At 70.4% G+C, this 26,246-nt stretch carries 26 protein-coding genes; 8 read left to right on the top strand and 18 right to left on the bottom strand.

Going from position 1 to position 26,246, the window contains the following annotated elements; all coding sequences use genetic code 11:
* Positions 1–35 precede the first annotated feature (35 nt).
* From pgi to C8250_RS13540, 4 genes are all read right to left on the bottom strand, one after another.
* Positions 36–1,694, bottom strand: coding sequence for a glucose-6-phosphate isomerase (gene pgi, locus C8250_RS13525; protein ID WP_138356336.1), 1,659 nt, complete (start codon positions 1,692–1,694; stop codon positions 36–38).
* A 9-nt stretch (positions 1,695–1,703) separates the two neighbouring features.
* On the bottom strand, positions 1,704–2,933 hold the full coding sequence (locus C8250_RS13530; RefSeq protein ID WP_244809128.1) for an MFS transporter: 1,230 nt from the start codon (positions 2,931–2,933) through the stop codon (positions 1,704–1,706).
* Positions 2,934–3,021: 88 nt separating this feature from the next.
* Positions 3,022–3,786 carry an SIS domain-containing protein gene (locus C8250_RS13535; protein ID WP_138356335.1) on the bottom strand — a complete coding sequence of 255 codons (765 nt, stop codon included), beginning with the start codon at positions 3,784–3,786 and terminating at the stop codon, positions 3,022–3,024.
* Between the two features lie 72 nt (positions 3,787–3,858).
* On the bottom strand, positions 3,859–4,938 hold the full coding sequence (locus tag C8250_RS13540) for a BadF/BadG/BcrA/BcrD ATPase family protein (protein ID WP_138356334.1): 1,080 nt from the start codon (positions 4,936–4,938) through the stop codon (positions 3,859–3,861).
* Between the two features lie 61 nt (positions 4,939–4,999).
* On the opposite strand from C8250_RS13540, the gene C8250_RS13545 reads away from it, so the two are divergent.
* A complete protein-coding gene (locus tag C8250_RS13545; protein ID WP_138356333.1) occupies positions 5,000–5,878 on the top strand; it encodes a MurR/RpiR family transcriptional regulator in 879 nt (292 codons plus the stop codon).
* 194 nt (positions 5,879–6,072) lie between these two features.
* Here C8250_RS13545 and C8250_RS13550 read toward each other — a convergent pair whose 3' ends face one another.
* The 11 genes from C8250_RS13550 to C8250_RS13600 all read right to left on the bottom strand — a co-directional run bounded on the left by C8250_RS13550 (position 6,073) and on the right by C8250_RS13600 (position 16,977).
* The gene (locus tag C8250_RS13550; RefSeq protein WP_138356332.1) at positions 6,073–6,408 is read right to left on the bottom strand and encodes an RNA polymerase-binding protein RbpA; all 336 of its coding nucleotides are present in this window, start codon (positions 6,406–6,408) and stop codon (positions 6,073–6,075) included.
* A 171-nt stretch (positions 6,409–6,579) separates the two neighbouring features.
* Positions 6,580–6,816, bottom strand: coding sequence for a preprotein translocase subunit SecG (gene secG, locus C8250_RS13555; protein ID WP_138356331.1), 237 nt, complete (start codon positions 6,814–6,816; stop codon positions 6,580–6,582).
* A gap of 120 nt (positions 6,817–6,936) precedes the next feature.
* Complete coding sequence (tpiA, locus tag C8250_RS13560) at positions 6,937–7,713, bottom strand: triose-phosphate isomerase (RefSeq protein WP_138356330.1); 777 nt, start codon at positions 7,711–7,713, stop codon at positions 6,937–6,939.
* Positions 7,714–7,719: 6 nt separating this feature from the next.
* A complete protein-coding gene (locus tag C8250_RS13565; protein WP_138356329.1) occupies positions 7,720–8,934 on the bottom strand; it encodes a phosphoglycerate kinase in 1,215 nt (404 codons plus the stop codon).
* A 101-nt stretch (positions 8,935–9,035) separates the two neighbouring features.
* Positions 9,036–10,040: a type I glyceraldehyde-3-phosphate dehydrogenase gene (gene gap, locus C8250_RS13570; protein ID WP_138356328.1), complete on the bottom strand. Its 1,005-nt coding sequence runs from the start codon at positions 10,038–10,040 to the stop codon at positions 9,036–9,038.
* Between the two features lie 384 nt (positions 10,041–10,424).
* Positions 10,425–11,402, bottom strand: a complete 978-nt coding sequence (gene whiA / locus C8250_RS13575) for a DNA-binding protein WhiA (RefSeq protein ID WP_138356327.1) — start codon at positions 11,400–11,402, stop codon at positions 10,425–10,427.
* On the bottom strand, positions 11,393–12,379 hold the full coding sequence (gene yvcK / locus C8250_RS13580) for a uridine diphosphate-N-acetylglucosamine-binding protein YvcK (protein ID WP_138356364.1): 987 nt from the start codon (positions 12,377–12,379) through the stop codon (positions 11,393–11,395). The genes whiA and yvcK overlap by 10 nt, the downstream gene beginning before the upstream one ends.
* Before the next feature lie 17 nt (positions 12,380–12,396).
* Positions 12,397–13,320, bottom strand: coding sequence for an RNase adapter RapZ (gene rapZ / locus C8250_RS13585; RefSeq protein WP_138356326.1), 924 nt, complete (start codon positions 13,318–13,320; stop codon positions 12,397–12,399).
* A gap of 45 nt (positions 13,321–13,365) precedes the next feature.
* Positions 13,366–15,375, bottom strand: a complete 2,010-nt coding sequence (gene uvrC / locus C8250_RS13590) for an excinuclease ABC subunit UvrC (protein WP_138356325.1) — start codon at positions 15,373–15,375, stop codon at positions 13,366–13,368.
* A 74-nt stretch (positions 15,376–15,449) separates the two neighbouring features.
* A complete protein-coding gene (locus C8250_RS13595; RefSeq protein ID WP_138356324.1) occupies positions 15,450–16,322 on the bottom strand; it encodes a hypothetical protein in 873 nt (290 codons plus the stop codon).
* A gap of 7 nt (positions 16,323–16,329) precedes the next feature.
* Positions 16,330–16,977: a papain-like cysteine protease family protein gene (locus C8250_RS13600; RefSeq protein ID WP_138356323.1), complete on the bottom strand. Its 648-nt coding sequence runs from the start codon at positions 16,975–16,977 to the stop codon at positions 16,330–16,332.
* A gap of 236 nt (positions 16,978–17,213) precedes the next feature.
* On the opposite strand from C8250_RS13600, the gene C8250_RS13605 reads away from it, so the two are divergent.
* Positions 17,214–18,125 carry a hypothetical protein gene (locus tag C8250_RS13605; protein ID WP_138356322.1) on the top strand — a complete coding sequence of 304 codons (912 nt, stop codon included), beginning with the start codon at positions 17,214–17,216 and terminating at the stop codon, positions 18,123–18,125.
* A gap of 105 nt (positions 18,126–18,230) precedes the next feature.
* Here the strand turns inward: C8250_RS13605 and C8250_RS13610 are convergent, their stop codons facing one another.
* Positions 18,231–18,887 carry an MBL fold metallo-hydrolase gene (locus C8250_RS13610; protein ID WP_138356321.1) on the bottom strand — a complete coding sequence of 219 codons (657 nt, stop codon included), beginning with the start codon at positions 18,885–18,887 and terminating at the stop codon, positions 18,231–18,233.
* 34 nt (positions 18,888–18,921) lie between these two features.
* The gene (locus tag C8250_RS13615) at positions 18,922–19,653 is read right to left on the bottom strand and encodes a maleylpyruvate isomerase family mycothiol-dependent enzyme (protein WP_138356320.1); all 732 of its coding nucleotides are present in this window, start codon (positions 19,651–19,653) and stop codon (positions 18,922–18,924) included.
* A 221-nt stretch (positions 19,654–19,874) separates the two neighbouring features.
* Between C8250_RS13615 and uvrA the strand changes: the two genes are divergently transcribed.
* A complete protein-coding gene (gene uvrA / locus C8250_RS13620) occupies positions 19,875–22,868 on the top strand; it encodes an excinuclease ABC subunit UvrA (RefSeq protein ID WP_138356319.1) in 2,994 nt (997 codons plus the stop codon).
* 88 nt (positions 22,869–22,956) lie between these two features.
* Complete coding sequence (locus C8250_RS13625; RefSeq protein WP_138356318.1) at positions 22,957–23,376, top strand: Rieske (2Fe-2S) protein; 420 nt, start codon at positions 22,957–22,959, stop codon at positions 23,374–23,376.
* 9 nt (positions 23,377–23,385) lie between these two features.
* Here the strand turns inward: C8250_RS13625 and C8250_RS13630 are convergent, their stop codons facing one another.
* Complete coding sequence (locus C8250_RS13630) at positions 23,386–24,150, bottom strand: GntR family transcriptional regulator (protein ID WP_138356317.1); 765 nt, start codon at positions 24,148–24,150, stop codon at positions 23,386–23,388.
* Positions 24,151–24,292: 142 nt separating this feature from the next.
* Here C8250_RS13630 and C8250_RS13635 point away from each other — a divergent pair, with 142 nt between their 5' ends.
* The 4 genes from C8250_RS13635 (at position 24,293) to C8250_RS13650 (ending at position 26,167) form a co-directional block, all read left to right on the top strand.
* Entirely contained in the window at positions 24,293–24,637 is a 345-nt protein-coding gene (locus tag C8250_RS13635) for a hypothetical protein (RefSeq protein WP_138356316.1), read from the top strand.
* Positions 24,634–25,059, top strand: coding sequence for a hypothetical protein (locus C8250_RS13640; RefSeq protein ID WP_138356315.1), 426 nt, complete (start codon positions 24,634–24,636; stop codon positions 25,057–25,059). The genes C8250_RS13635 and C8250_RS13640 overlap by 4 nt, the downstream gene beginning before the upstream one ends.
* Positions 25,060–25,370: 311 nt before the next feature.
* The gene (locus tag C8250_RS13645) at positions 25,371–25,583 is read left to right on the top strand and encodes a hypothetical protein (RefSeq protein ID WP_138356314.1); all 213 of its coding nucleotides are present in this window, start codon (positions 25,371–25,373) and stop codon (positions 25,581–25,583) included.
* Positions 25,584–25,843: 260 nt separating this feature from the next.
* Positions 25,844–26,167: a hypothetical protein gene (locus C8250_RS13650; RefSeq protein WP_138356313.1), complete on the top strand. Its 324-nt coding sequence runs from the start codon at positions 25,844–25,846 to the stop codon at positions 26,165–26,167.
* Positions 26,168–26,246: the final 79 nt, after the last annotated feature.

The following is a 26,246-nucleotide window of genomic DNA, read 5'->3' on the forward strand; positions in this document are numbered from 1 at the left end:
GCCCGGCCGGCGGCCGTTCGGCTTTCAGCAGCCGTTCAGCGGCCGCGCAGTTCCCGGTAGCGCCGGACCAGCGCCTCCGTGGACCCGTCCAGGCCGGGAATGGTCGCGCCCTCGCTGAGCGCGGGCTCGATCCGCTTGGCGAGCACCTTGCCCAGCTCGACTCCCCACTGGTCGAAGGAGTCGATGTTCCACACCGCGCCCTGGACGAACACCTTGTGCTCGTAGAGCGCGATCAGCTGGCCGAGCACCGACGGGCTGAGCTCGGTGGCCAGGATGGTGGTCGTCGGGTGGTTGCCGCGGAACGTCTTGTGCGGCACCAGTTCGGCGGGCACGCCCTCCGCGGCGACCTCTTCCGGTGTCTTGCCGAAGGCCAGCGCCTGGGTCTGCGCGAAGAAGTTGGCCATCAGCAGGTCGTGCTGGTCCGCGAGCGGGCCGAGTTCGCCGATGGGATTGGCGAAGCCGATGAAGTCCGCCGGGATGACCTTGGTGCCCTGGTGCAGCAGCTGGTAGTAGGCGTGCTGGCCGTTGGTGCCCGGGGTGCCCCAGACCACCGGACCGGTCTGCCACGCCACCGGATTGCCCTGCCGGTCCACGGACTTGCCGTTGGACTCCATGTCCAGCTGCTGCAGATACGCGGTGAACCGCGACAGGTAGTGGCTGTACGGGAGGACCGCGTGCGACTGCGCGTCGTGGAAACCGCCGTACCAGACGCCCAACAGGCCGAGCAGCAGCGGGACGTTCTCCTCCGGCGGGGCGTAGCGGAAGTGCTCGTCCACGAGGTGGAAGCCGGCCAGCATCTCGCGGAAGTGGTCCGGGCCGATGGCGAGCATCAGCGAGAGGCCGATCGCCGAGTCGAAGGAGTACCGGCCGCCGACCCAGTCCCAGAACTCGAACATGTTGGCCGGGTCGATGCCGAACTCGGTGACCTTCTCCGCGTTCGTGGACAGCGCGACGAAGTGCTTGGCGACGGCCGAGGTGTCGGCGTTCAGGCCGGTCAGCAGCCAGTTGCGGGCGGAGGTGGCGTTGGTGATGGTCTCGATGGTGGTGAACGTCTTCGAGGCGATGACGAAGAGCGTCTCGGCCGGGTCCAGGTCCCGCAGCGCCTCGTGCAGGTCCGCGCCGTCGACGTTGGACACGAAACGGAGCGTCAGCCCGCGGTCGGCGTACGGGCGCAGCACCTCGTACGCCATCGCCGGGCCCAGGTCGGAGCCGCCGATGCCGATGTTGACGATGTTGGTGATGCGCTTGCCGGTGTGGCCGGTCCACTCGCCGGAGCGGATCCGGTCGGTGAAGACGGACATCTTGCTGAGGACGGCGTGAACGGCGGGCACGACGTCATGGCCGTCGACCTGGATGACGGAGGAGCGCGGTGCGCGCAGCGCGGTGTGCAGCACCGCGCGGTCCTCGGTGACGTTGATCCGCTCGCCGCGGAACATCGCGTCGCGCAGTTCGGCCACGCCGCTCGACGCCGCCAACTCACGCAGCAGCCGCAGGGTCTCGTCGGTCACCAGGTGCTTGGAGTAGTCCAGGTGCAGATCACCGACCTGCAGGGAGTACCGGTCGGCGCGCTGCGGATCCTGGTCGAACAGTTCGCGCAGCCGCACCTCCCCCAGCTCTTCGCGGTGTTTGCCCAGGGCGTGCCATTCGGGCAGCTGGTCGAGCCGGGCACGGCCGTGCGTATTGGTGTCGGACATGGGTCCAAACTAATTGATGACGGCCGGTAGGAGCGCGATCACCCCGCAGGCGAAGAGCGCGGCGGCGGCCAGCGCCGGGGTGTTCAGTCCCCACGCCGTCGCCACCGCGCCGCCGAGCAGGGCGCCGAGCGGGGCCCCGGCGGTCGACAGGGTGCGGTTGGCGGCGCTGACCCGGCCCAGCAGGGCGGCGGGCGTCCGCTCCTGCATGAGGGTGACCTCGTTGACGTTCCACAGCATCCCCATGGCGCCGAAGAGCGCCAGGACGACGACCGCGACGGGCAGCGACCGTACGGTGCCGAGCACGATCAGGGCGCAGCTCTGCAGCACCAATCCGGCCACCAGCGCTCTGGTCCTGCCCAGGAGTTCGGAGATCCGGCCGGCCGCCAGACCGCCGGCCACGCTGCCGGCGCCGTAGGCGGTGAGCACGGCCGCGTACCCGGAGTGCCCGGCGTGCAGCCACCCGGTGACGTGCAGGACCAGGGTGGCGATGAGCGCGCCCATCCCGATGTTGACGACGGTGTTGGCCGTGCAGAGCGACCGCAGGACCCGGTCCCGCCACAGCACCCGGATGCCCTCGGCGATGTCCTGCCGCAACGTCCGGCCCGGCGGGCGCGGGGCGCGCTCGCGCGGGGCCGTGCGTATCGAGGCGACCAGCGCCGCGGCGAGCAGATACGTCGCCGCGTCGACCGCGAACGGCAGTCCGGCGGAGAGCCCGATCAGCAGGGGCACCAGGGGTGCGCCGAGAAAGGTGCCCGCGATGGTCTGCCCGGTCATCAGGCGCGCGTTGGCGCGGCCGAGGGAGGCGGTGGGGACGACCGTCGGCAGCAGCGCGGTCGCGGCGTTGTCGAAGAGGGTCTGCAGCGTCGTCAGGACGAAGGCCGGCACCAGCAGCAGGGCGATGCTCACCTCGTCCAGCCACACGGCGAGCGCGAAGCAGGCCATCAGCGCGCAGCGCACCGCGTCGACCGCCCACATGGCGCGCCGCTGGTCGACGCGGTCGGCGATCGCGCCGCCGAGCAGGCCGAACAGGATCCAGGGCAGGAATCCGGCCGCCGTGACCAGCGAGACGAGCAGCGGGGAGTCGGTGAGCCCGACCGCGAGCAACGGCAGTGCGGCGGTGCGCAGTCCGTCCCCCAGCCGCGAGACCACCGCGGCGCTCCACAGCCGGCCGAAGCCGCCGCGCCAGGACGGCACGGCGCTCTCCACGGCCGGCCGCAGATCGCTGTCGTTCGCGGTCAAAGCTCCCCCTCGGGCCAGGATGTGATCAGTCCTGGCACCGTAGCGGCGGCCACTGACAACGCCCGTGGCACCGGTGGGAAAGCCGGGTTCAGAAACCGCCGCGGTGCAGCCGGCCCTCGTAGCGGGCCTCCAGGGCGGCGTTGCGCTCGAATCCGCCGGGCAGGTTGGCCGAGATGTAGACCGGCGGTTCGTGCCCCTCGGCGGTCAGGATGCCGACCGCCTCGGCGACGACCATCTGGACGAGCAGCGCGGAAGTGATGGTGGAGACGCCGCAGAGCGCGCCGCCGTCGGGCATCGGCAGCAGGGCGTCGCCGGCCGGCGCGCAGTTGTCGAGTACGGCGTCGGCGAGGTCGGCGAGCCGCTTTCCGCTGCTGTGGAGCGCGGGCACCGCATGGGTGTGCTCCAGGGAGGTGAGGGCGATGAGCCGGTGCCCGGACTCCTTGACCTGGAGGGCCATGTCGACGATGGAGTTGTTGACGCCGGAGTTGGAGATGATCACGAAGAGGTCCTGCGGCTGCGGGGTGGCCAGCTCGTAGAGCCGTTTGGCCAGGCCCGGGGAGCGCTCCAGCAGCGGGTCGGCGAGTACGGAGCGGTCCTCGCCGCCGCGCAGCACCAGGTCGGAGAGGCCGATGCGGCTGGTCGGGATGAGGCCGCCGGCCCGGCCGGCGATCTCCAGCGCGGTGGCCTGCGAGTGACCGGTGCCGAAGGCGTGGACGACACCGTTGGCGGCGACGCTGTCGGCGATGAGGCGGGCCGCGGCGGCGACGGAGTCGGTGTTGGCTCCGATCGCCCGCTCGACGGCGGCGCGGCCGTGCTCGGCGAACCGGGCGGCGCTGAGCTGTGGTTCGGCCATGGCCGACACCCTCCTTGGTTGAATGAACCATCATTCCGACGAGTCATTGAAACAATGAACCGACTATCGTGGTCACGTCAAGAGCCTCGCCAGCGCCACCGCGCCCGCACCGCCGTCCGGCACCGGGACGACCCGCAGCCCCATCGCCAGCGCACGCCGCGACAGCCTGCCCAGCAGCGGCCCGGCCGGAGCCAGCAGACCGCCGGTGACCACCAGCGGCTCGCCCGCCACGGGACGCAACGCGGCGACGGTCCTGCCGAGTTCGGCGGCCGCCGCGTCGAGCAGTTCCCCGGCGACCTGGTCGCCGGCCCGGTCGGCGGCGACGACCAGCGGGCTCAGCGCCGCCAGCCGCACCGGCGGCCGCGCGTACACCAGGGGCACGATCAGATCCCGCAGCTCCCCCAGCCGCTGCCGGTCCGTCTGCTCCACCGACCCGGGGAGGCCCGCCGGATCGCCGCCGGACGCCAGGTAGTGCGCCGCCACCGCGCCGACCAGCGAGGTCCAGGGCCCGCGCCCGGTCAACGCCCGCAGCGCCGCCCTGACGGCCTCCCGGCCCAGCCAGAAGCCGCCGCCCTCGTCACCGAGCAGCCATCCGTCACCGTCCACCGTCAGCACCTGCCGGCGCCCGGTGATGCGTGCCGACGCGGCGCCGGTCCCCGCGATGAGCAGCAGCCCGTCGGCGGGCATGCCCGGCGCGGAGGCGAAGGCGATCTCGATGTCGCCGCGGACCGCCACCTTCGCGGCGTCGATACCGGTCTCGGCGAGCGCCGCCCGGAGGCAGGACAGCGCGAGGCCGTGGCCGGTGTCGGGACCGGTGTCCGGGGCGGCGCCCGCGAAGCCGCCCAGCACGGCGGCGACCGAGCCGCGCAGTTCCGCCGGGACCGCGGCGCCGAGCGCGGCGGCCAGGTGCCGGGTCAGCTCCGGCCGCGGCACGCTCATCGCGTTGCCGGGGCCGCCGGCGCCCTCGCCGATCACCCCGCCGACGACGCCGGCCTCGTCCGCCGCCGTCGCCCCGGCCCCGGCCGTCACCCCGGCCAGATAAGCGCGGATCCGGGTCCCGCCCGCGTCGATGCCGACCACCAGCGACCGGCCGGCCGGCGCGGACCGGCGGTCGTCGTCACCGCGATGGGTTCGGTTGTGAATTTCATTCATCACACCGCATGGTGATTGATAGATTCACTGACCGACAAGACCCCAGCCGAGACGAGTCGTCATGGTCATCGCCCTGATCCGCTCCGAACTCCCCCGCATGTCCGATTCCTTGCGCAAGGTGGGCGAGCTGGTGCTGGCGGATCCGGTGGCGGCCACCCGTGGCTCCGCGGCCGAACTGGGCCGCCGTACGGGCACGTCGCAGGCCACCGTCACGCGTTTCTGCCATGCGCTGGGCCTGGACTCCTACCAGCATCTGCTGATCGAGCTGGCGCAGGAGCAGGGCCGCAGCCAGGGCGGCGACGGCGAGGGGCCGCTCAGTCCGGTGCTGGGCCCGGACATCGGGCCCGACGACGATCTCGACCATGTCGTCGCGGTGGTCGCCCAGGCCGATCTGCGGGCCCTGCGGCACACCGTCGACAAGCTGGACCGGGAGAGCCTGGAACGGGCCGCCCAGGCGCTCGCCAAGGCCCGCCGGATCGATGTGTACGGGGTCGGCGGCTCCGGGATCGCCGCGCGGGAGGCCGAGGCCCGGCTGTTCGGCATCGGCTGCGCCGCCCGCGGCTGGACCGAGGTGCACGCGGCGGAGACCTCCGCGGCACTGCTGACGCCCTCCGACGTGGCCGTGGCGATCTCGCACTCCGGCACGACGCGCGAGGCCCTGGACCCGCTGCGGCTGGCCGCGGAGCGCGGCGCGACGACGGTGGCCGTCACCAGCGATCCGCGCTCGCCGATCGCCCAGGCCGCCGACATCCGGCTCACCTCGGCCTCGGCGGAGACCAGCTTCCGGCGCGGCGGCTACGGCACCCGGCACTCCGTCCTGCTGATCATCGACTGCCTGTCGGCCCGGGTCGCCCAGCTCACCTACGAGCGGGCCACCGCGGCGGTCGCGCTGACCGCCCACATCGCCGACAGCCACACCGCCCGCGCCCGCCGCCGCTGACCCGGCACGACCACCGGCACGGACGGCCGCCCGGGACCGGCAGAGGGGAGAAAAATACCCCCGTTCGCCGGGTGACCCCCGGCCTCAGTCGTCGGCCGAGCTGGAAAGGTCCAGCTCGGCCGACGACTGAGGCCATGGTCGGGCCCGCCCGGCGAACAGGGGCGATATCCGCGTGCCGTACGCGAGAAGACCTCTCAGATCTCGCCGCGGAGCTTCGCGAGGGCCTCGGCGAGGATCGCCTCGCCGTCGGCCGCGCTGCGCCGCTCCCGCACATAGGCCAGGTGCGTCTTGTACGGCTCGGTCCGCGGCGGCGCCGGCGGGTTCTCCTCGTCCTGCCCGGCCGGGAAACCACAGCGCGGGCAGTCCCAGGACTCCGGGATCTGCGCGTCGCTGGCGAAACTCGGCTGGGTCTCGTGCCCGTTCGAGCACCAGAAGGAGATGCGGAGGCGTGGCGCGGACTCGCCGCGCTCGGCCTCTCCCATCGGCCCCGCTCCGACCCGACTGCCACGGATCGCGTTGCCACTTGCCACGGTCGTAACTCCCTGCGTGATGGTGCTGCGAGGTCGCCCAGTTTACGGAGACCTTACGTGCCGTCCAGTGGCAGGTGGTGTACCCGGCCCCGTAGGACGCCCTCCCATGATAAGCCGCGTTTGCGACGAGGCGTCAGTTCTCCCTGGACTCACGGGAGTACGCCGCGGGCGCTACTTCTGGAACTTGAGCACCAGACCAAGTACGACAATGCACGTAAACCACAACAGACCGATCACCACGGTGATCCGGTCGAGGTTGCGCTCGGCCACCGAGGAGCCGCCGACGGAGGACTGCATGCCACCACCGAACATGTCCGAGAGGCCGCCGCCCTTCCCCTTGTGCATCAGCACCAGCAGCAGAAGCAGCAGGCTGAAGATGATGAGGGCGATGGAGAACCCGACTACCACGGCTGGACCAACTCTCTCGACTACAAATGGACGGCGCAGGGCCGAACCGGGCGCCAGTGCGCCGGTCCGGCCCCGACAGGGTACTTCGTGCGGGCCCGCTAGGCCCACCGCCTGCTGGTCCTACTGGTCGCGGAAGCGGACGATCTTGACGAACTCCTCCGCGTCGAGCGCCGCGCCACCGATCAGGGCGCCGTCCACGTCCGGCTGCGCCATGATCGCCGCAACGTTTCCGGACTTGACCGAGCCGCCGTACTGGATACGGACCTTTTCGGCCAGCTCCTGGCTGTACAGCTCGGCGAGGCGGCCGCGGATGGCACCGCAGACCTCCTGCGCGTCCTCGGGGGTGGCGACCTCGCCGGTGCCGATCGCCCACACGGGCTCGTACGCGACGACGATCGTCTCGGCCTGCTCGGCCGGGATGTCCTGCAGCGCGCCGTCGAGCTGAGCGAGGGTGTGCGGGACCTGCTGACCGGCCTTGCGGACGTCCAGTCCCTCACCGACGCACAGGATCGGCGTCAGGCCGTGCTTGTAGGCGGCCTTGATCTTGGCGTTGACGAGTTCCTCGTCCTCACCGTGGTACTGGCGTCGCTCGCTGTGACCGATGGCCACGAACGTGCACTTCAGCTTGGCCAGCATCGATCCGGAGATCTCACCGGTGTACGCGCCGGAATCGTGCGCGGAGAGGTCCTGGGCGCCGTACTTGATCTTCAGCTTGTCGCCGTCGACCAGGGTCTGTACCGAACGCAGGTCGATGTAGGGCGGCAGGACGGCGACCTCGACGGCGTCGTAGTCCTTGTCGGTGAGCGCGAAGGCGAGCTTCTGGACGTGCGCGATGGCCTCGAGGTGGTTGAGGTTCATCTTCCAGTTGCCGGCCATCAGCGGGGTACGGGTGCTCATGCTGGGTCAGTCCTCCAGTGCGGCGAGGCCGGGGAGCGTCTTGCCCTCGAGGTATTCGAGGCTCGCGCCGCCACCGGTCGAGATGTGGCCGAAAGCGTTCTCGTCGAAGCCGAGGATGCGCACGGCCGCGGCCGAGTCACCGCCGCCGACCACGGTGAACGCTGGGCTGTCGATCAGGGCCTGGGCGACCGCGCGGGTGCCCTCGGCGTAGTCCGGGTGCTCGAAGACACCCATCGGGCCGTTCCAGAACACGGTGGCCGCGTCAGCGAGCTTCGAGGCGAAGAGCGCACCGGACTTCGGACCGATGTCCAGGCCCATCACGTCGGCCGGGATGGCGTCGACGTCGACGGTCACCGGGTTGGTCGGCGCCTGCGCCTTGAGGTCGGGGAAGGCGCCCGCGGCGACGACGTCGACCGGCAGCACGAACTCCACGCCCTTGGCCTCGGCGCGCTTGAGGTACTCCTGGACGACCGGGATCTGGTCCTCCTGGAGCATGCTCCTGCCCACCTCGTGGCCCTGGGCCTTGAGGAAGGTGAAGACCATGCCGCCGCCGATCAGGATCCGGTCGGCCTTCTCCAGCAGGTGGTCGATGACACCGAGCTTGTCGGAGACCTTCGCCCCGCCGAGCACGACCGCGTACGGCCGCTTCACCTCGGAGGTGAGCTTCTTCAGTACGTCGACCTCGGTGGCGATCAGGCCGCCCGCGAAGTGCGGGAGGCGCGCCGGGAGGTCGAACACGGAGGCGTGCTTGCGGTGCACGGCGCCGAAGCCGTCACCGACGTAGACGTCCGCGAGCGATGCCAGGCGGTCGGCGAAGGCGCCGCGCTCGGCATCGTCCTTCGCGGTCTCGCCCGCGTTGAACCGCAGGTTCTCCAGCAGCACCACGCCGCCGTCGGCCAGTCCGGCGACGGCCGCCTGCGCGCTGTCCCCGACGGTGTCGGCCGCGAACGCGACCTCCGTGCCGAGCAGTTCGCCGAGGCGTACGGCGACCGGTGCGAGCGAGAACTGCGGGTCGGGCTCGCCCTTGGGGCGGCCCAGGTGTGAGGCGACGATCACCTTCGCGCCCGCGGCGACGAGCTTGGTGATGGTCGGGACGGCGGCACGGATCCGGCCGTCGTCGGTGATGGTGGCGCCGGAGAGCGGCACGTTCAGGTCGGCGCGGACGAACACCCGCTTGCCCGCGACCTGTCCCTCGTTCAGGAGGTCGTCGATCGTCTTCATATCCGGTGGGCTCCTCGTGGTCGACAAGGGACAGGGCCCGGCCGACGCGTCATCGCGTCGGCCGAGCCCTGTCACTCACATCTGCGTGGCTAGGCCGTGACTCAGAGCTGGCCGCCGACGAAGGTGGTCAGGTCCACCAGGCGGTTGGAGTAGCCCCACTCGTTGTCGTACCAGCCGAAGATCTTGACCTGGTCGCCCTGGACCATGGTCATCTGCGAGTCGAACGTGCACGAGGCCGGCTCGTTGACGATGTCCGTGGAGACGATGAGGTCCTCGGTGTACTCGAGGATGCCCTTGAGCTGGCCCTCGGCCGCCTTCTGGAAGGCCGCGTTGACCTCTTCCTTGGTGACGTCGCGCTCGACGGTCACCACGAGGTCGGTGATCGAGCCGGTCGGGACCGGGACGCGCAGCGAGGTGCCGTCCAGCTTGCCCTTGAGCTCGGGGATGACCAGCGCGGTGGCCTTGGCGGCACCCGTGGAGGTCGGGATGATGTTGATCGCGGCGGCCCGCGCACGGCGCAGGTCGCTGTGCGGGAAGTCCAGGATCTTCTGGTCGTTCGTGTAGGCGTGGACCGTGGTCATCATGCCCTTGACGATGCCGAAGTTCTCCAGGAGCACCTTCGCCATCGGCGCCACACAGTTCGTGGTGCACGAGGCGTTGGAGATGATGTTGTGCTTCGCCGCGTCGTACTTCTCGTGGTTGACGCCCATGACCACGGTGATGTCCTCGTCCTTGGCCGGAGCCGAGATGAGGACCTTCTTCGCGCCGGCCGCGAGGTGCTTGGCGGCGTCGTCGCGCTTGGTGAAGAAGCCCGTGGACTCGATGACGATGTCCGCGCCGAGCTCGGCCCACGGCAGGTTCGCCGGGTCCCGCTCCGCCATCGTCTTGAAGGTCTTGCCGCCGACGGTGATGGTGTTGTCGGTGTGCGTGACCTCGGCCTTGAGACGGCCCAGGATGCTGTCGTACTTAAGAAGGTGCACCAGGGTCGCGTTGTCGGTCAGGTCGTTGACACCGACGATCTCGATGTCCGCGCCCTGCTCAAGCACGGCACGGAAGAAGTTGCGACCAATACGACCGAAGCCGTTGATGCCTACCCGGATCGTCACGAACCGATCTCCTCGCTGATGTGCCGGAATACACTCCGGCTGCGAAATATGGGATGTCCCCGACCACCCACGACCCTACCTCGCCCACGTGTTCCCAGTGACATCGACAGCGCCCGGACGGGCTCTGAGCGCCCGCTCAGCGGCCGTTTTCCCAGTTCACCCCACCTGTCACGGAGTGTCACCGTGGAAGCCGTCCGTAGCGGCTCCGGATGCTGAGACGGCCCGGCCCGCAATTCAACAAACCGTTCGGCGCCGCCACCGGGCCACGTCCGCACGGCGGTTGAGCTCCGCGTGGGGTCCGCGGCGCCGGCCGCACCCGGACGCACCGCGCCCCGGTGTCCTGTGCGGAACACCGGGGCGTGCGGTGGGTGAACAGCGGCGGAGTCAGCCGACCATTTCCTCGGTGAGGTTCGCCTCGGTGCCGGGCATCCCCATGTCGGAGGCGCGCTTGTCGGCCATGGCCAGCAGCCGGCGGATACGGCCGGCGACCGCGTCCTTGGTCAGCGGCGGCTCGGCGAGCGAGCCCAGCTCCTCCAGCGACGCCTGCTTGTGCTCGATCCGCAGCCGGCCGGCCGCCGCGAGGTGCTCGGGGACCTCCTCGCCGAGGATCTCCAGGGCGCGCTGCACCCGGGCGCCGGCCGCGACCGCGGCCCGCGCGGAACGGCGCAGGTTCGCGTCGTCGAAGTTCGCCAGCCGGTTCGCGGTGGCCCGGACCTCGCGGCGCATCCGGCGCTCCTCCCAGGCCAGGACGGAGTCATGGGCGCCGAGCCGGGTCAGCAGCGCGCCGATCGCGTCGCCGTCCCGTACGACGACCCGGTCGACGTTGCGCACCTCGCGGGCCTTGGCCGGGATCTGCAGCCTGCGGGCCGCGCCGACCAGGGCCAGCGCCGCCTCGGGGCCGGGGCAGGTGACCTCCAGCGACGAGGAGCGGCCCGGCTCGGTGAGCGAGCCGTGGGCCAGGAAGGCGCCGCGCCAGGCCGCCTCGGCGTCGCAGGTGGCACCGGAGACGACCTGCGGGGGCAGGCCCCGGATGGGACGGCCGCGGCCGTCCACCAGACCGGTCTGCCGTGCCAGCTGGTCACCGCCGGCGACCACCCTGACCACGTACCGGCTGCCGCGGCGCAGCCCGCCGGGGGCCATCACCACCAGGTCGGAGGAGTGGCCGAAGATCTCCAGGATGTCCTTCCGCAGCCGCCGGGCCGCGATCCCGGTGTCCAGCTCCGCCTCGATCACGATGCGGCCGCTCACCAGGTGCAGACCGCCCGCGAACCGCAGGATCGACGAGACCTCCGCCTTCCGGCAGCAGGTCCGGGTGACGGGGAGCCGGGAGATCTCATCCTTCACCGCTGGCGTCATCGCCATGGGCCGATCCTTCCACGCATACGAAAAATCCGGTCATACGCGGTGGCCAGCAGCTCCGGATCGTGCCGCGGCCCGTCGGGGGCCGCTATCCGCGCCAGCTCGACCGTGCCGCCCAACCCTTCGGCAGCCTTGACCAGGCTGTCGCGGTCGGGCACGGCGGCCTCGTCGGCCAACACCACGTCGATGGTGAGTTTAGGGGCGTGTCGGGCCAAAACCTCCAAGTGACGCTGCGGAGAAAAGCCGTCGGTTTCCCCCGGCTGGGGTGCGAGGTTCAGTGTGAGGACCTTGCGGGCCCGGGTGTTCACCAGTGCGTCGGCCAGCTCCGGGACCAGCAGATGCGGGATCACCGAGGAGAACCAGGACCCCGGTCCGAGGACCACCCAGTCGGCGTCCAGGACCGCCTGGACGGCCTCCGGAACGGCCGGCGGATCGGCCGGCTGCAGCCACACTTCCTGCACGTCACCGGGGGTGAGGGCGACCGTTGCCTGGCCCCGCACCGTGGTGGTCTCGTCGGGCGCCGCGGGGTCGTGCCCGCGGACGCTCGCATGGAGGTCCAGCGGCACCGCGGACATGGGCAGCACCCGGCCGTGCGCACCCAGCAGCCGGCCGACCCATTCGAGTGCCGCGACCTCGTCGTTGAGCTGCTCCCAGAGGGCGACAATCAGCAGATTGCCTACGGCGTGTCCGTGCAGATCGCCCTTGCTGACGAAGCGGTGCTGGATCACCTGCGCCCAGGTCCGCCCCCACTCGTCGTCCCCGCACAGCGCGGCCAGCGCCTTGCGCAGGTCACCGGGGGGCAGGACGCCCATCTCCTCGCGCAGCCGGCCGCTGGAACCGCCGTCGTCGGCGACGGTGACGACGGCGGTCAGGTCGCCGGTGATCCGGCGCAGGGCGCTCAGCGACGCGGACAGGCCGTGGCCGCCGCCCAGGGCGACCACTTTCGGCGGTACTCCGGAGCGACGGCTCGTGCGACGCAGGCGCCGTGCCGTCCGGATCACTCGCGCCCCATGTCCCGGTGGACGATGACGGTCTCCACCCCGTCCGAGGAGAGCCGCGCGGCGAGCCGCTCGGACATCGCGACGCTGCGGTGCTTGCCGCCGGTGCAGCCGACGGCGATCGTCACGTACCGCTTGCCCTCCCGGCGGTAGCCGGCGGCGATGATGTGCAGCAGCTCGGCGTACCGGTCCAGGAACTCCTTGGCGCCGGGCTGGTTGAAGACGTACTGGGCGACCTCGTCGTTCAGCCCGGTGTACGGGCGCAGCTCCGGGACCCAGTGCGGGTTCGGGATGAAGCGGCAGTCGACCACCAGGTCCGCGTCGACCGGGAGCCCGTACTTGAAGCCGAAGGACATGACGGTCGCCCGCAGCTCGGGCTCCCCGTCGCCCGCGAACTGGGCGTCCATCTTCGATCGCAGCTCGTGCACGTTCAGGCTGGAGGTGTCGATCACCAGGTCGGCCTCGCCGCGCAGCTCGCGCAGCAGATCGCGCTCCTTGGCGATGCCGTCCACGATCCGGCCGTCGCCCTGCAGCGGGTGCGGGCGGCGGACGGACTCGAAGCGGCGCACCAGAAGGTCGTCTGAGGCCTCCAGGAACACCACGCGGCGCTTGACGCCCTTGGTGTCGAGGTCGGCCAGCGACTCCCGCAGATTGTCGAAGAAGCGGCGGCCGCGGACGTCCACGACGACCGCGATCCGCGCCACATTGCCCTGCGAGCGCGCGCCGAGGTCCACCATGGTGGGGATCAGGGCGGGCGGCAGGTTGTCCACGACGAACCAGCCGAGGTCCTCGAGGCACTTGGCCGCGGTGCTGCGGCCGGCTCCGGACATGCCGGAGATGATCACCAGTTCGGGGATGGCCTCGGCGGCCTCACCCGCTCCACCGGTCGTCACGGTTGCTCCGTCTCCGTCGTTCTCTGTCATCGCTGTCTCCCCCGTTCCACTGAGGCGGCCCCCGGGTGCGGCCGTCTACTCATCCTCAATGATCTCTCCCGTGGCGGTGTTCACCGCGGGAACGGCGGGCGCGGCTGCGGCCAGGGCCGCGGCGACCGTCTCGGCCGTGCGGCGGCCGATGCCGGGCACCTCGCAGATCTGCTCCACCGTGGCGGCCCGCAGCCGCTTGAGCGAGCCGAAATGCTTGAGCAGCGCCTGGCGGCGCGTCTCGCCGAGGCCCGGCACCGCGTCCAGGGCGCCCGCCTTCATCGATTTCGATCGTTTGGTGCGCTGGTACGAGATCGCGAAGCGGTGTGCCTCGTCCCGGATCCGCTGCAACAGGTACAGGCCCTCGCTCGTGCGGGGCAGGATCACCGGGTCGTCGTCGTCCGGCAGCCAGACCTCTTCCAGGCGCTTGGCGAGGCCGCAGACGGCCACGTCCTCGATGCCCAGCTCCGCGAGCGCCCGCTGGGCGGCCGCGACCTGCGGCTGCCCGCCGTCGACGACGACGAGCTGCGGCGGGTACGCGAACTTGCGCGGCCGGCCGGTCTCGGGGTCGATGGGCCCGCCCACCGCCTCGCCGGCCTCGCCACCCTCGGCGCCGACCTCGCCGCCGGCCGCGCCGACGTCCCACTCGCCCGTCTTCTGCTTCTCCTGCAGATAGCGTCGGAAGCGCCGGGAGATCACCTCGTGCATCGACCGGACGTCGTCCTGGCCCTCGAAGGACTTGATCTGGAAACGGCGGTACTCGCTCTTGCGGGCCAGGCCGTCCTCGAAGACCACCATCGAGGCGACCACGTCGTCACCCTGGAGGTGCGAGATGTCGAAGCACTCGATCCGCAGCGGGGCCGTCTCCAGCTCCAGCGCCACGGAGATCTCCTCCAGGGCCCGGGAGCGGGTGGTCAGGTCCGAGGCGCGCTTGGTCTTGTGCAGCGCCAGCGCCTGCTGCGCGTTGCGCTGCACGGTGACCATCAGGTCCTTCTTGTCGCCGCGCTGCGGGACCCGCAGGCTGACCTGCGAACCGCGCCGCTCGCCGAGCCACTGGGTGAGCGCCTCGGCGGTCTGCGGCATGGCCGGGACCAGCACCTCCTTGGGGACGCCCTCGCCCTTCTCGTCACCGTAGAGCTGCTGCAGGGCGTGCTCGACGAGGCCGGCGGTGTCGACCGCCTCGACCTTGTCGGTGACCCAGCCGCGCTGGCCCCGTACCCGGCCGGCGCGGACGTGGAAGATCTGGACGGCCGCCTCCAGCTCGTCCTCGGCGACCGCGATCAGGTCGGCGTCGGTGGCGTCGTTGAACACCACCGCGTTCTTCTCCAGGGCCCGCTTGAGCGCTTCTATGTCGTCACGCAGCCTGGCGGCCCTCTCGTACTCCATCTCGCCGGCCGCCTCCCGCATCTGCTGCTCCAGGCGGCGCAGATACGTGCCGGTGCGGCCGGCCATGAAGTCGCAGAACTCCTCGGCGAGTTCGCGGTGCTCGTCCGGAGTGACGCGGCCGACGCAGGGCGCGGCGCACTTGCCGATGTAGCCGAGCAGGCAGGGCCGGCCGATCTGCGCGGACCGCTTGAACACCCCTGCGGAGCAGGTCCGCACGGGGAAGACCCGCAGCATCAGGTCCACGGTCTCGCGGATCGCCCAGGCGTGGGCGTACGGCCCGAAGTACCGCACGCCCTTCTTCTTGGGCCCGCGCATCACCTGCACCCGGGGGAACTCCTCACCCATGGTGACGGCCAGCGAGGGATAGCTCTTGTCGTCCCGGTACTTGACGTTGAACCGGGGGTCGAACTCCTTGATCCAGGAGTACTCCAGCTGCAGCGCCTCGACCTCGGTGCCGACCACGGTCCACTCGACGGACGCGGCGGTCGTCACCATGGTGGCGGTGCGCTGGTGCAGGTTGGCGATGTCCTGGAAGTACGAGGAGAGCCGCTGGCGCAGGCTCTTCGCCTTGCCGACGTAGATCACCCGGCCGTGCTCGTCCCGGAACTTGTAGACCCCCGGCGAGTCGGGGATCTGACCCGGCTTCGGTCTGTAACTGGAGGGGTCTGCCATGCCACCACCCTACTGGCGGGCGGTGACATTCCCGGTCCCGGCACGGGTCACGCGCGGGGACCGGGAATGACGGTTCAGCTACGCCGCGTGGTGCGGCGGCGTACGCCGAAGGCGAAGGCGGTGATCAGCGCCAGACCGGCGCCGACCGCGCCGAGCGGGGCGCCCTTCCCGAGGTGCCCGTCCGCCGCGCCGGCCCGGGCGGCCTGCGCCTCGGGGGCCGCTGCGACAGCCGGAGCGACGGCCGGAGCTGCGGCGGGACCGATGGCCCCGGGAGCGGCTCCGGGAGCGGCCCCCGTGTCGTAGCCGCCGCCCAGGCCCGCCCGGTCGTACGCCGAGCCGGGCAGCTTGTCCCCGTACCTTCGGTGGACGAGCTGCTGGTAGCCGGCCAGCGTGGTGCCGGCGGCGCCGACGGCCTTGACCGCGTCCGGATCGAGCGGCAGGACCCTGCCCGCGCGCACCACGTACCAGGCGTCGATCTGCGGTTCCCGGAAGACCGTGGAACCGGGCTGAGCACCGCCCTTGGCGACGTAGTCGGTCTCGTCGCTGCCGGTGGCGATGTTCACCACCTTCCAGCCGGTCCCGCTGCGCACCGTCCACACGGAGGCGGTGTGCCCGTCGGCGGAGACCGCCTTGGTGGCGGCGAACTCCGGCAGCGCGACGGCCGCGCCCCGGTCGCCCGCGACGAAGCCGGGGTTGAGGGTGTTGACAGTGACGGTCGCGCCTTCGAGGTGCGGCGCCGCGGCCTTCAGTGCGGTGACGCCGTCACGGGCGAAGAAGCGGGAGAGCGTGTCGAGGGTGGCCGGCGCCGCGGCGGCTTCGCGGGCGGCGGCGGAGGCGGCGGGTGTGTCGTCGGCGTGCGCCACGGGGACGGCGGCCAGGGTGAGTCCGCCGGACGCCAGGGCGGCAACCGCGACTGCCGCGATCTTGTGTGTCGTGCTCGTCTTCATCGGCGCCTCACGCTCCGATCCGGTAGAGCGAATGGGTCCAGGAGAACGAGCTGTTGTTGACGTAGTACGAGTAGTCCGCCCAGTTGTAGCGGTAGTTGGACGGCCACGGGTCTCCCCAGTAGACGAAGTTGGTGGCGGTGTCGTAGCCGTAGAGCACATGCATGTGCCCGCCGCCGGAGCTCCACGCGATACGGGTCTCCACCGGCCGGTTGGCGCTGATCTCGCTCTGCACGGTGGTGTAGCGCAGATAGCCTGTGACGTAGCTGCCGGGGTTGATGCCGGCCCAGTCCAGCGCGTTCTGCACGTTGTCCAGCGACGCCTGCCAGTTGCCGCAGGTCGAGCCCTGGGCCCGGTTGAAGGCCGCGTTGCAGAACTGGTTCTGCGAGTAGGAGCGGCCGAACCAGGTGGCGATGGTGTTGCCGCTCGCGGCCCAGCACCAGTTGGTGTTCTGCTGCGCCTGCATGGTGATGTTCAGCTGCTTCGCGCCGGCCAGGGTGCTGGTCGCGGCGGCGGGTGCGGCGAGGGATGCGGCGGCAGGTGCGGCGCCGGCTGTGGGGGTGCCGGTGATGCCGAGGCCGAGTGTCGCGGCGAGTGCGAGCACGACCGCCGCGAGGCGCCCGCGGCCGCGCAACCGCATGCGGAGGGGATGGAGCATGGCGTTCCTCCCTGTCGGGAAGTGGGGGGTGGAGGAGCGCGTCCGGACGCTGGATCAGAGCATCGGGTGTTGTCGGGGACCGGTCAACGGGCTTCAATGTGGGGGCGAGCCAGGTGTGAACGCCCGCGGTACGGGTGTGAACACAGGGATCGGATCAGCAGGTCAGCAGCGTGCCGCGAGACGTACCGGCCACCACGTGGGTGAACGTTCACAGACCGCGCGGCCGGAGGAGCGCAATGTCGCAGAGAACCGCATTGTCCGAGGCGCTGCGCACCGGACCCTTCCACCACGCGCTGCGGACCGCCGTGGCCGCCCGCGGTCTGGCCCTGGAACGGGTCCGGCACCGTCTCGCGCAGCGCGGCGTGCGGGTGTCCGTCACCAGCCTCAGCTACTGGCAGAGCGGCATCCGCAGACCGGAGCGGGCCGAATCGCTGCGCGCCGTCCGGGCGTTGGAGGACGTCCTGGAACTGCCCGCGAACTCCCTGAGCCGGCTGCTCGTCCCCCGCACGAACCCCGACCGGCCGCCGGCCCGCTCCTACCAGTACCTGATGGAACCCGCCGCGGCCCTGGAGACCCTGCTCGCGGAGCTCGGCTCCCCGGCGGACGGCGGGCTCCACACCGTCGTGCACTACGAGCGGGTGCGGATCGGGGAGGCACGCGAGCTGCTCGCCCACGACTCACAGCATGTGGTCCGCGCACACCGTGACGGTGTGGACCGCTATGTGGCCATCCACCACGGGGACCCCGGCTGCGATGTCGAGCGGGTCCGGGTGCGGGCGGCCGACAACTGCCGCGTCGGACGGGTCAGACGGCACCAGGAGTCCGGCGTGGTCGTCGCCGAGCTGCTCTTCGACGGCCGCCTGCGCGGCGGCGACACCGCCCTGCTCGGCTACGGCTTCGACGACGGCAGCGGCCCGCCGAGCGGCGAGTACGTCCGCGGCTTCCCCTTCGGAGGCGGCCAGTACGTCCTCCAGGCCGCCTTCGCCCCGACCACCCTCCCGGTCCGCTGCCGCCGCTTCGAACAACCCACCCAGGGCGCCCCCCAGCAGGCGGTCGCCGAACTGCTCCTCAACGGCCGCGGCACCGTCCACTTCGTGGAGGAGACGGTACGGCCGGGCCTGCTGGGCATCGCGTGGGACTGGTCCTGAGGGGCCGGGCGGTTCCGGCCGGTCGGTCCTGAGGGGTGGCGCCAACGCACTCAGGACGGATCCGTCGGCGTGGGGCCGGCCCGTTGCCGGGCCGCCCCCACCCGGTCACCAGCCGCGCTCGCGCCACTCCGCGAGGTGGGGGCGCTCGGCGCCGAGTGAGGTGTCGCTGCCGTGGCCCGGGTAGACCCAGGTCTCGTCGGGAAGGGCGTCGAAGAGCTTGGCGGTCACGTCGCCCAGGAGGCGGGTGAAGGCCTCCGGGTCGTCGTGGGTGTTGCCGACGCCGCCGGGGAAGAGGCAGTCGCCGGTCCACAGGTGCGGGTGGCCGTGCGGGTCGTCGTAGACGAGGGCGATGCTGCCGGGGGTGTGGCCGACCAGGTGGCGGGCGGTCAGCTCGATGCGCCCGACCCGGACGATGTCGCCGTCCTCGACCAGGACGTCGGTGGGTACCGGGATGCCCTCCGCGTCGTAGCGCCCGGCATGGGTGCGCGCGCCGGTGGCGGCCTTGACCTCGGCGAGGGCGCTCCAGTGGTCGCCGTGCCGATGGGTGGTGACGACGGAGGCGATTCCGTCGTCACCGATCAGGCCGAGCAGCGTCCGGGGCTCGGCGGCCGCGTCGATCAGCAGTTGGTCACCGGAGTCCCGGCAGCGCAGCAGGTACGCGTTGTTGTTCATCGGGCCGACCGCGACCTTGGTGATGATGAGGTCGGTGAGCTCGTGCACGTCCGGCGCGCCGCCGACCTTCACTTCTCCGTTATAGGGCATGCCGCCCAGGTTAGTGGCGCCCAGGTCAATGGCGTCAGATGAGCGGTGGGAGGACGGGCAGCGGGTGGTCCGGGACGGTGGTCAGGCCGTCGCCCTTGGCGCGGCCGCTGACCCAGGCCAGCAGGGCGTTGCCGGTACCGCTGACGGTGAGCTCCGGCTCGGTGGCGGCGCCGAGATCCCAGGAGGATCCGCTGCCGGTGTCGTGCAGCCGGACGGCGGCGACGCCCTCGTGGCCGGAGAGGCCGTCGAGGAGCGCATCGAGCTGCCGCCCGGTGAAGTCCGCCGGCAGATCGTCGAAGCCGCAGCCGATGCCGAGATCCACATGGTGGAAGTTGATCTCGACGAGCCGCCGCCACGGGATCTCGGCTGCGGCGATCACCTTGCCGGACCGCATCCGGACCTGGGCGGCCCAGGCCTGCGGCGGGATCTCCCCGGTGGCCAGCGCGAAGCGGTCGGCGGAGGTGCGCAGGTCGTCGAGGTGCTCGGCGAGCGGGCGGCCGGCGCCGTCGGCGATGTCCTTGTCGCGCACCTCGGTGCTGATGTACTGCGGGGTCTCCTCGCCGGTGCGCGCCCAGGTGAGGAGGTTGACGAGCGAGTCGGCGTTGCGGGCGAGGTGGGCCAGGACGTGGCCGCGGGTCCAGCCGGGCAGCAGCGAGGGCTCGGCGACCGCGGTGGCGGGGAGCGCCGCGACCGCCTCGATCAGCCGTTCGGTGGCTGCTTGTACGGCAGCCGCATCGCGGGCGGGGTCGGGTCGTTGGACGGACACAGGGCCTCCTGATCGACAACGTGCTCGACAGCTTGATCGACGGTGCACGGACGACGCTAGCGCGGTCACTCGGTCGGGTGAACATGGCAGCCGCCCTCCGTAAATCGAATGCGCGTGCTATAGGCTCGGTGTGTCACAACAGGAAGAAATGTTGACGGCGCCCCGTTTAGGCTGACTGGGGGTGCCGACCCTCTCCTTTTCTATGAAAGGTGCGCACTGGCGTGGCCGATCGACTCACAGTCCGTGGCGCTCGCGAGCACAACCTCAAGAACGTCTCGCTCGACCTCCCGCGGGACGCGCTCATCGTGTTCACCGGACTCTCCGGTTCGGGCAAGTCCTCCCTCGCGTTCGACACGATCTTCGCCGAGGGGCAGCGCCGCTACGTCGAGTCGCTCTCCTCCTACGCCCGGCAGTTCCTGGGCCAGATGGACAAGCCCGACGTCGACTTCATCGAGGGCCTCTCACCGGCCGTCTCGATCGACCAGAAGTCCACGTCGCGCAACCCGCGCTCCACCGTCGGCACCATCACCGAGGTCTACGACTACCTCCGGCTGCTCTTCGCCCGGATCGGCAAGCCGCACTGTCCCGAGTGCCGCCGGCCGATCTCGCGCCAGTCGCCGCAGGCCATCGTCGACCGGGTGCTGGAGCTGGAGGAGGGCAGCCGCTTCCAGGTGCTCTCCCCGCTGGTGCGCGAGCGCAAGGGCGAGTTCGTCGATCTCTTCGCCGACCTGCAGACCAAGGGGTACAGCCGGGCCCGGGTGGACGGCGTGACCATCCAGCTGACCGAGCCGCCGGTGCTCAAGAAGCAGGAGAAGCACACCATCGAGGTGGTCATCGACCGCCTCACCGTCAAGGAGAGCGCCAAGCGCCGGCTGACCGACTCCGTCGAGACCGCCCTCGGGCTGGCCGGCGGCATGGTGATCCTGGACTTCATCGATCTGCCCGAGGACGACCCGCAGCGTGAGCGGATGTTCTCCGAGCACCTGTACTGCCCCTATGACGACCTCTCCTTCGAGGAGCTGGAGCCGCGCTCCTTCTCCTTCAACTCGCCCTTCGGCGCCTGCCCGCAGTGCAGCGGCATCGGCACCCGCATGGAGGTCGACCCGGAGCTGATCGTCCCGGACGAGGAGAAGTCGCTGGAGGACGGCGCGGTCGCGCCGTGGTCCGGCGGTATGTCCAAGGGGTACTTCCAGCGGCTCGTCGAGGCACTCGGCGAGGAGCTCGGCTTCCGTACGGACATTCCCTGGGCGGGTCTGCCGGTCCGCGCCAAGAAGGCGCTGCTCCACGGGCACAAGACGCAGATCAAGGTGGCTTACAAGAACCGGTACGGCCGCGAGCGCGCGTACACGACCAACTTCGAAGGCGCGATCCCGTTCGTCAAGCGGCGGCACCAGGAGTCCGAGACGGACTCCAGCCGCGAGCGCTTCGAGGGCTTCATGCGCGAGGTGCCGTGCCCGACCTGTGAGGGCACCCGGCTCAAGCCGATCGTCCTCGCGGTCACCGTCCAGGGCCGGTCCATCGCCGATGTCTCCGCGATGTCGATCAGCGACTGCGCCGACTTCCTCTCCGCGATGAAGCTGGACGCCCGCGACAAGAAGATCGCCGAACGGGTCCTGAAGGAGGTCAACGAGCGGCTGAAGTTCCTGGTCGACGTCGGCCTGGACTATCTCTCGCTCAACCGCGCCTCGGGCAGCCTGTCCGGCGGCGAGGCCCAGCGCATCCGGCTCGCCACCCAGATCGGCTCCGGCCTGGTCGGCGTGCTGTACGTGCTGGACGAGCCGTCGATCGGTCTGCACCAGCGGGACAACCACCGGCTCATCGAGACCCTGGTGCGGCTGCGGGACCTCGGCAACACCCTGATCGTGGTGGAGCACGACGAGGACACCATCAAGATCGCCGACTGGATCGTCGACATCGGCCCGGGCGCCGGTGAGCACGGCGGCAAGGTCGTGCACTCGGGTTCGCTCAAGGACCTGCTGACCAACGAGGAGTCGCTGACCGGCCAGTATCTGTCCGGCAAGCGCTCGATCCCGATGCCGGACGTGCGCCGGCCGGTGGACCGCGACCGGCAGCTGACCGTGCACGGCGCCCGCGAGCACAACCTGCAGGACATCGACGTGTCCTTCCCGCTCGGGGTGCTCACCGCCATCACCGGTGTCTCGGGATCCGGCAAGTCGACGCTGGTGAACGACATCCTCTACACCCACCTGGCGCGCGAGCTGAACGGGGCGCGCAGCGTCCCGGGCCGGCACACCCGGGTGGAGGGCGACGACCTGGTGGACAAGGTCGTGCACGTGGACCAGTCGCCGATCGGCCGCACCCCGCGCTCCAACCCGGCCACGTACACCGGTGTCTTCGACCACGTCCGCAGGCTCTTCGCCGAGACGATGGAGGCGAAGGTGCGCGGCTATCTGCCGGGCCGCTTCTCCTTCAACGTCAAGGGCGGACGCTGCGAGAACTGCTCGGGCGACGGCACGATCAAGATCGAGATGAACTTCCTGCCGGACGTCTACGTCCCGTGCGAGGTCTGCCACGGCGCCCGCTACAACCGCGAGACGCTGGAGGTGCACTTCAAGGGCAAGTCCATCTCCGAGGTGCTCGACATGCCGATCGAGGAGGCGCTGGACTTCTTCGAGGCCGTCCCGACGATCTCCCGTCATCTGCGCACCCTGAACGAGGTGGGGCTGGGCTACGTCCGGCTCGGGCAGTCGGCGCCGACCCTCTCCGGCGGCGAGGCGCAGCGCGTCAAGCTCGCCAGCGAGCTGCAGAAGCGCTCCACCGGCCGGACGGTCTACGTCCTGGACGAGCCGACCACCGGTCTGCACTTCGAGGACATCAGCAAGCTCATCAAGGTGCTGTCGGGCCTGGTCGACAAGGGCAACACGGTCATCGTCATCGAGCACAACCTCGATGTCATCAAGACCGCCGACTGGGTCATCGACATGGGCCCGGAGGGCGGCAACGGCGGCGGTCTGGTGGTGGCCGAGGGCACCCCGGAGGAGATCGCGGGGTCGACGGCCAGCCACACCGGCAAGTTCCTGCGGGACATCCTCGGCGACCGGGTGAGTGACGCCACGGTGTCGCCGAGGAAGAAGCCGGCGGTGAAGAAGGCCCCGGCCAGGAAGGTCACCGCGAAGAAGGCCACGGTCGCGGAAACCGTCGCGGCACCCGCCAAGAAGGCGGCGCCGCGCAAGAAGGCAGCGGGCAAGGCCTGACCCGCTGGGCACAGGTTCGGGACGTAGGGTACTGGTCTCAAGATCAGTCCCTGCGTCCCTTTCCGCGTCCTGAGCCTGGAGCACCACGATGACCGAACCGCACGCCGCCTGCCGCCGTACCGTCCTGCGGGGCGCGGCTCTCGCCGGAGTCGCCGGCCTGGGCCTCACGGCCTGCGGCGGATCCGGCAAGGACAAGGCCGCGGCCACCGGTCCCGTCGACCTCGGCCCGGCCACCGAGGTCGCCGTCGGCGGCGCCAAGCTGTTCCGCGATGACAAGGTCGTGGTCTCGCAGCCCACCCAGGGCGCCTACAAGGCGGTCAGCGCGGTGTGCACGCACGCCGGCTGCGTGGTGGACAAGGTCGAGGACGGCATCATCTCCTGCCCCTGCCACGGCAGCCGCTTCAACGCCACGACCGGCGCCGTCGTCCAGGGCCCGGCGACCGAGCCGCTGCCCGCCGTCGAGGTGCGCGTCGAGGGCGGCAAACTGATCACCGGCCGCAAGGCCTGACACCCGGCATCAGTCGTCGAGGTCGATCGCGAACTCGACGACCGTGGTGTCACCCCGCCGGACGATCGGGTGCGCAACCTCGACCACCCGGCCGTCGTCGGCGACGTGCCTGCGGGTGAAGCGGATCACCGGCACGGAGCCGCCGATGCGCAGCGTCGCCTGCTCGTCCTCGGTGGGCATGGCCGTGGTGAACGACTCGGTGATGCGGTTGACATGGATGCCCAGCGTCTTGAACTGCGCACGAGTGCCACCCGGCCACGGCTCGTTGATCGGGTCGGCGACAGGTGTAGCGGCGACATCGGACCAGCGGACATAGCTGATGGACATCTGCGTCGGGGCATCGTTGTCGTAGAACACGAAGTGGCGGGCGAGAAGCGGTTCGCCGATTTCGCACTCGAAGAGTGCGGCCAGTTCGGCGTCGGCCCGCTTCTTCACGTACCGCTTGTCGAGCCGGTATTCGGACCAGCCGATGCCTTGGTCCTTGGTGAACGCCGTTTGCGGCGCCGTGGTGTTGGTGCGGTACCGGTCAGCTGCCATGCGGTGAACGGGCGGCCGTTTGCGGACGATGGTGCCCGCGCGGGTCCGGGTCTCGATCAGTCCCTCGTTGCGCAGGACCGCGAGAGCGTTGCGGATCGTCGTCTCGGAGACGCCGTGCGCCTCGCACAGCTCCGGCAGGGTGGGTAGGCGGTCGTCCGGCGCGTAGGTGCCGTCATGGATCTGGGCACGTACTTCGGCGGCGATGCGGAGGTACTCCGGCCGTTCCTCGCGGGGCACGCGAATCACCCTCCCGAGTGATCGTCCGATTCTGTACTCACATATTGGCCGCTTCGCTTGACCCTCGCCAAGTCGCGCGCGATTCTGAGTACGGAAAAGAACTTTCCGTACTCATAACATTGTGGAGTTTGGGAGCACACCCATGCCTGAATCCGGACAGAGCTGGCAGCGCCGCTTCCCCGGGGATGCCGAGCAGGTTCGCGTCGTCCGGGTATGGGTGGGCAGTCACGTGCGCCACGAGGACGCTCCGCTGCTGGCCGACGAACTCTTCGTCGCCGTCCTGGCGACACGACCGGCGAAGATCCAGATGACCCTCTCCACGGCCGGTTACCGAGCCCGCATCTCCGCGTCCGGCAACGTGGCGTTACCTCTGCACAGCGTCAGGGGTGCCGGTCTCTCGATCATCCGCGGCTTCTCATCCTGCCACGGCACCACCCCGGACGATCACGGACTCTGGGCAGAAGTCACCCAGGAGAAGACGCCATGAGCACCGACAACACCCAGCCTCCGGTCATCGACCCGGACCGGCTCACCATCAACCAATTGCGCGGACTGAACTGCGCGCACTGCGCAGCGCGCCTCTACCGCGCCCGGTCGATAGGCACACACCACATCGGGACCGGCGTACACGCCGACGACGTCGAACTGTATGCATGCGAACCGTCCTGCGCCGTCGCGGTTGAACGGCAACCGCACGCATGGTGCCACTTGTGCCACGACCCGATCGACGCCGCAATGGCCGTCCCGATCGGCAACCGGCCCGCGCCGACCGGTCCCGGCAGATTGCTGTACGCGGACGCCAAGTGCCCTGTGGCGTACCGGATCATCCCGCTGGCCGAACACCCGGCGGACACGGACGGCACCATCCGCTTCCGTACCGCCGACCCGTTCGTCCCGAAGTCCCGCTGAGACAGCAACTCCCGGACCGCCTCGCGGTAGCAACCCCAGGTTTTGGGGACAACTCGAAGCCCCCGCCCGGCAGGTCCTCCCAGACCGCAGCTTCGTGCCGCACTCGCGGGATGCCACGGCGGGCAACGCTTAGTAACAGATCCGTCACACCGCCGCCAAGCGCCTTCGGGCACTGTCACGCTGCACCCTCAAGCCGCCTGGGGGCCAACATCACCAACCCGTTCCTCATCCCGACCGTTCAGCGCCGAATGTTCACCGAGCCATGGCAGCGGTACGCGTGGGCTGCCCTACCCCTGGTCAGCATGTCGCTCTTGGCCTTCTTGCCATTCGTCATCGCCTGGCACCGCAAGATCATCGGATGGCGAGCTCCAGCCGCCTACGCAGCTCTTAGCGCGACCGTTCTCGGCTTCGCCATCGTCCAGCCCAAGGTCAACGCATGGTTCGCGGTAGCCGTCTGGACATTCATGATCACGACGGTCGTGCACGTCCTTCTCCTCGACCGCAGCAAGCAGCAGATCAAGTGACGCGGGGCCGTGACGGATCGCCGAGCGGCGATGCCGTCACCGCTTGCCGGAAACCAAGGGGACTCATGCACGCTCATTCAGCCCGCGCCACCGCCATCATCGCCTGTGGCCTTCTCTTCGCTACGGGCTGCTCGATGGGCACTACGCCCTCCCCGAACAAACCCGCAGGCAATTCCGCACCATCAGCGGCCGGCGTCACCGCGACCACAGCGTTCGGAGCGATTGCCAAGGATGTTCCGACCGCGAAGCTCACGGTCACGGTGACCGCTGAGAACGACAGCAATCACCTGATGGGTCGCCCTGGCCGGTACACGTCAGCGATCAAGTTCGCCGACAGTCGGATCAAAGGCGCCGACGCCAGCATGTACAAGACGGGAGACGTCGAACTCGGCGGCTGCATCGAGGTCTTCCCGACCACAGAGGCCGCGAAGACCCGCGCCGAGTACATCCAGAAGGTCACGGCGAGCATTCCCATGCTCGCCGAGTACGACTACCCGCACGGGACGGTCCTCGTCCGCGTCTCCCGATATCTCACGCCCACCCAAGCCGCCGCCTACGACAAGGCCGGCTCCAAGCTCGGGTAGCCGCTGGCCACGAGCTGGTGCCGTGGCATGGATCTTGGTGACGCGATCCGCGCGGCAGTGAGCCGCGTCGGATCGGACA

Source organism: Streptomyces sp. So13.3 (genome assembly GCF_005860785.2).
Lineage (GTDB): Bacteria > Actinomycetota > Actinomycetes > Streptomycetales > Streptomycetaceae > Actinacidiphila > Actinacidiphila fildesensis.

Coding starts and splice junctions, on each gene's coding strand:
- pgi (WP_138356336.1), bottom strand. CDS start 1,694: ATGTCCGACACCAATACGCACGGCCGTGCCCGGCTCGACCAGCTGCCC.
- C8250_RS13535 (WP_138356335.1), bottom strand. CDS start 3,786: ATGGCCGAACCACAGCTCAGCGCCGCCCGGTTCGCCGAGCACGGCCGC.
- C8250_RS13540 (WP_138356334.1), bottom strand. CDS start 4,938: ATGAATGAAATTCACAACCGAACCCATCGCGGTGACGACGACCGCCGG.
- C8250_RS13545 (WP_138356333.1), top strand. CDS start 5,000: ATGGTCATCGCCCTGATCCGCTCCGAACTCCCCCGCATGTCCGATTCC.
- tpiA (WP_138356330.1), bottom strand. CDS start 7,713: ATGAGCACCCGTACCCCGCTGATGGCCGGCAACTGGAAGATGAACCTC.
- C8250_RS13565 (WP_138356329.1), bottom strand. CDS start 8,934: ATGAAGACGATCGACGACCTCCTGAACGAGGGACAGGTCGCGGGCAAG.
- whiA (WP_138356327.1), bottom strand. CDS start 11,402: ATGGCGATGACGCCAGCGGTGAAGGATGAGATCTCCCGGCTCCCCGTC.
- rapZ (WP_138356326.1), bottom strand. CDS start 13,320: ATGACAGAGAACGACGGAGACGGAGCAACCGTGACGACCGGTGGAGCG.
- uvrC (WP_138356325.1), bottom strand. CDS start 15,375: ATGGCAGACCCCTCCAGTTACAGACCGAAGCCGGGTCAGATCCCCGAC.
- C8250_RS13595 (WP_138356324.1), bottom strand. CDS start 16,322: ATGAAGACGAGCACGACACACAAGATCGCGGCAGTCGCGGTTGCCGCC.
- C8250_RS13600 (WP_138356323.1), bottom strand. CDS start 16,977: ATGCTCCATCCCCTCCGCATGCGGTTGCGCGGCCGCGGGCGCCTCGCG.
- C8250_RS13605 (WP_138356322.1), top strand. CDS start 17,214: ATGTCGCAGAGAACCGCATTGTCCGAGGCGCTGCGCACCGGACCCTTC.
- C8250_RS13610 (WP_138356321.1), bottom strand. CDS start 18,887: ATGCCCTATAACGGAGAAGTGAAGGTCGGCGGCGCGCCGGACGTGCAC.
- C8250_RS13625 (WP_138356318.1), top strand. CDS start 22,957: ATGACCGAACCGCACGCCGCCTGCCGCCGTACCGTCCTGCGGGGCGCG.
- C8250_RS13635 (WP_138356316.1), top strand. CDS start 24,293: ATGCCTGAATCCGGACAGAGCTGGCAGCGCCGCTTCCCCGGGGATGCC.
- C8250_RS13640 (WP_138356315.1), top strand. CDS start 24,634: ATGAGCACCGACAACACCCAGCCTCCGGTCATCGACCCGGACCGGCTC.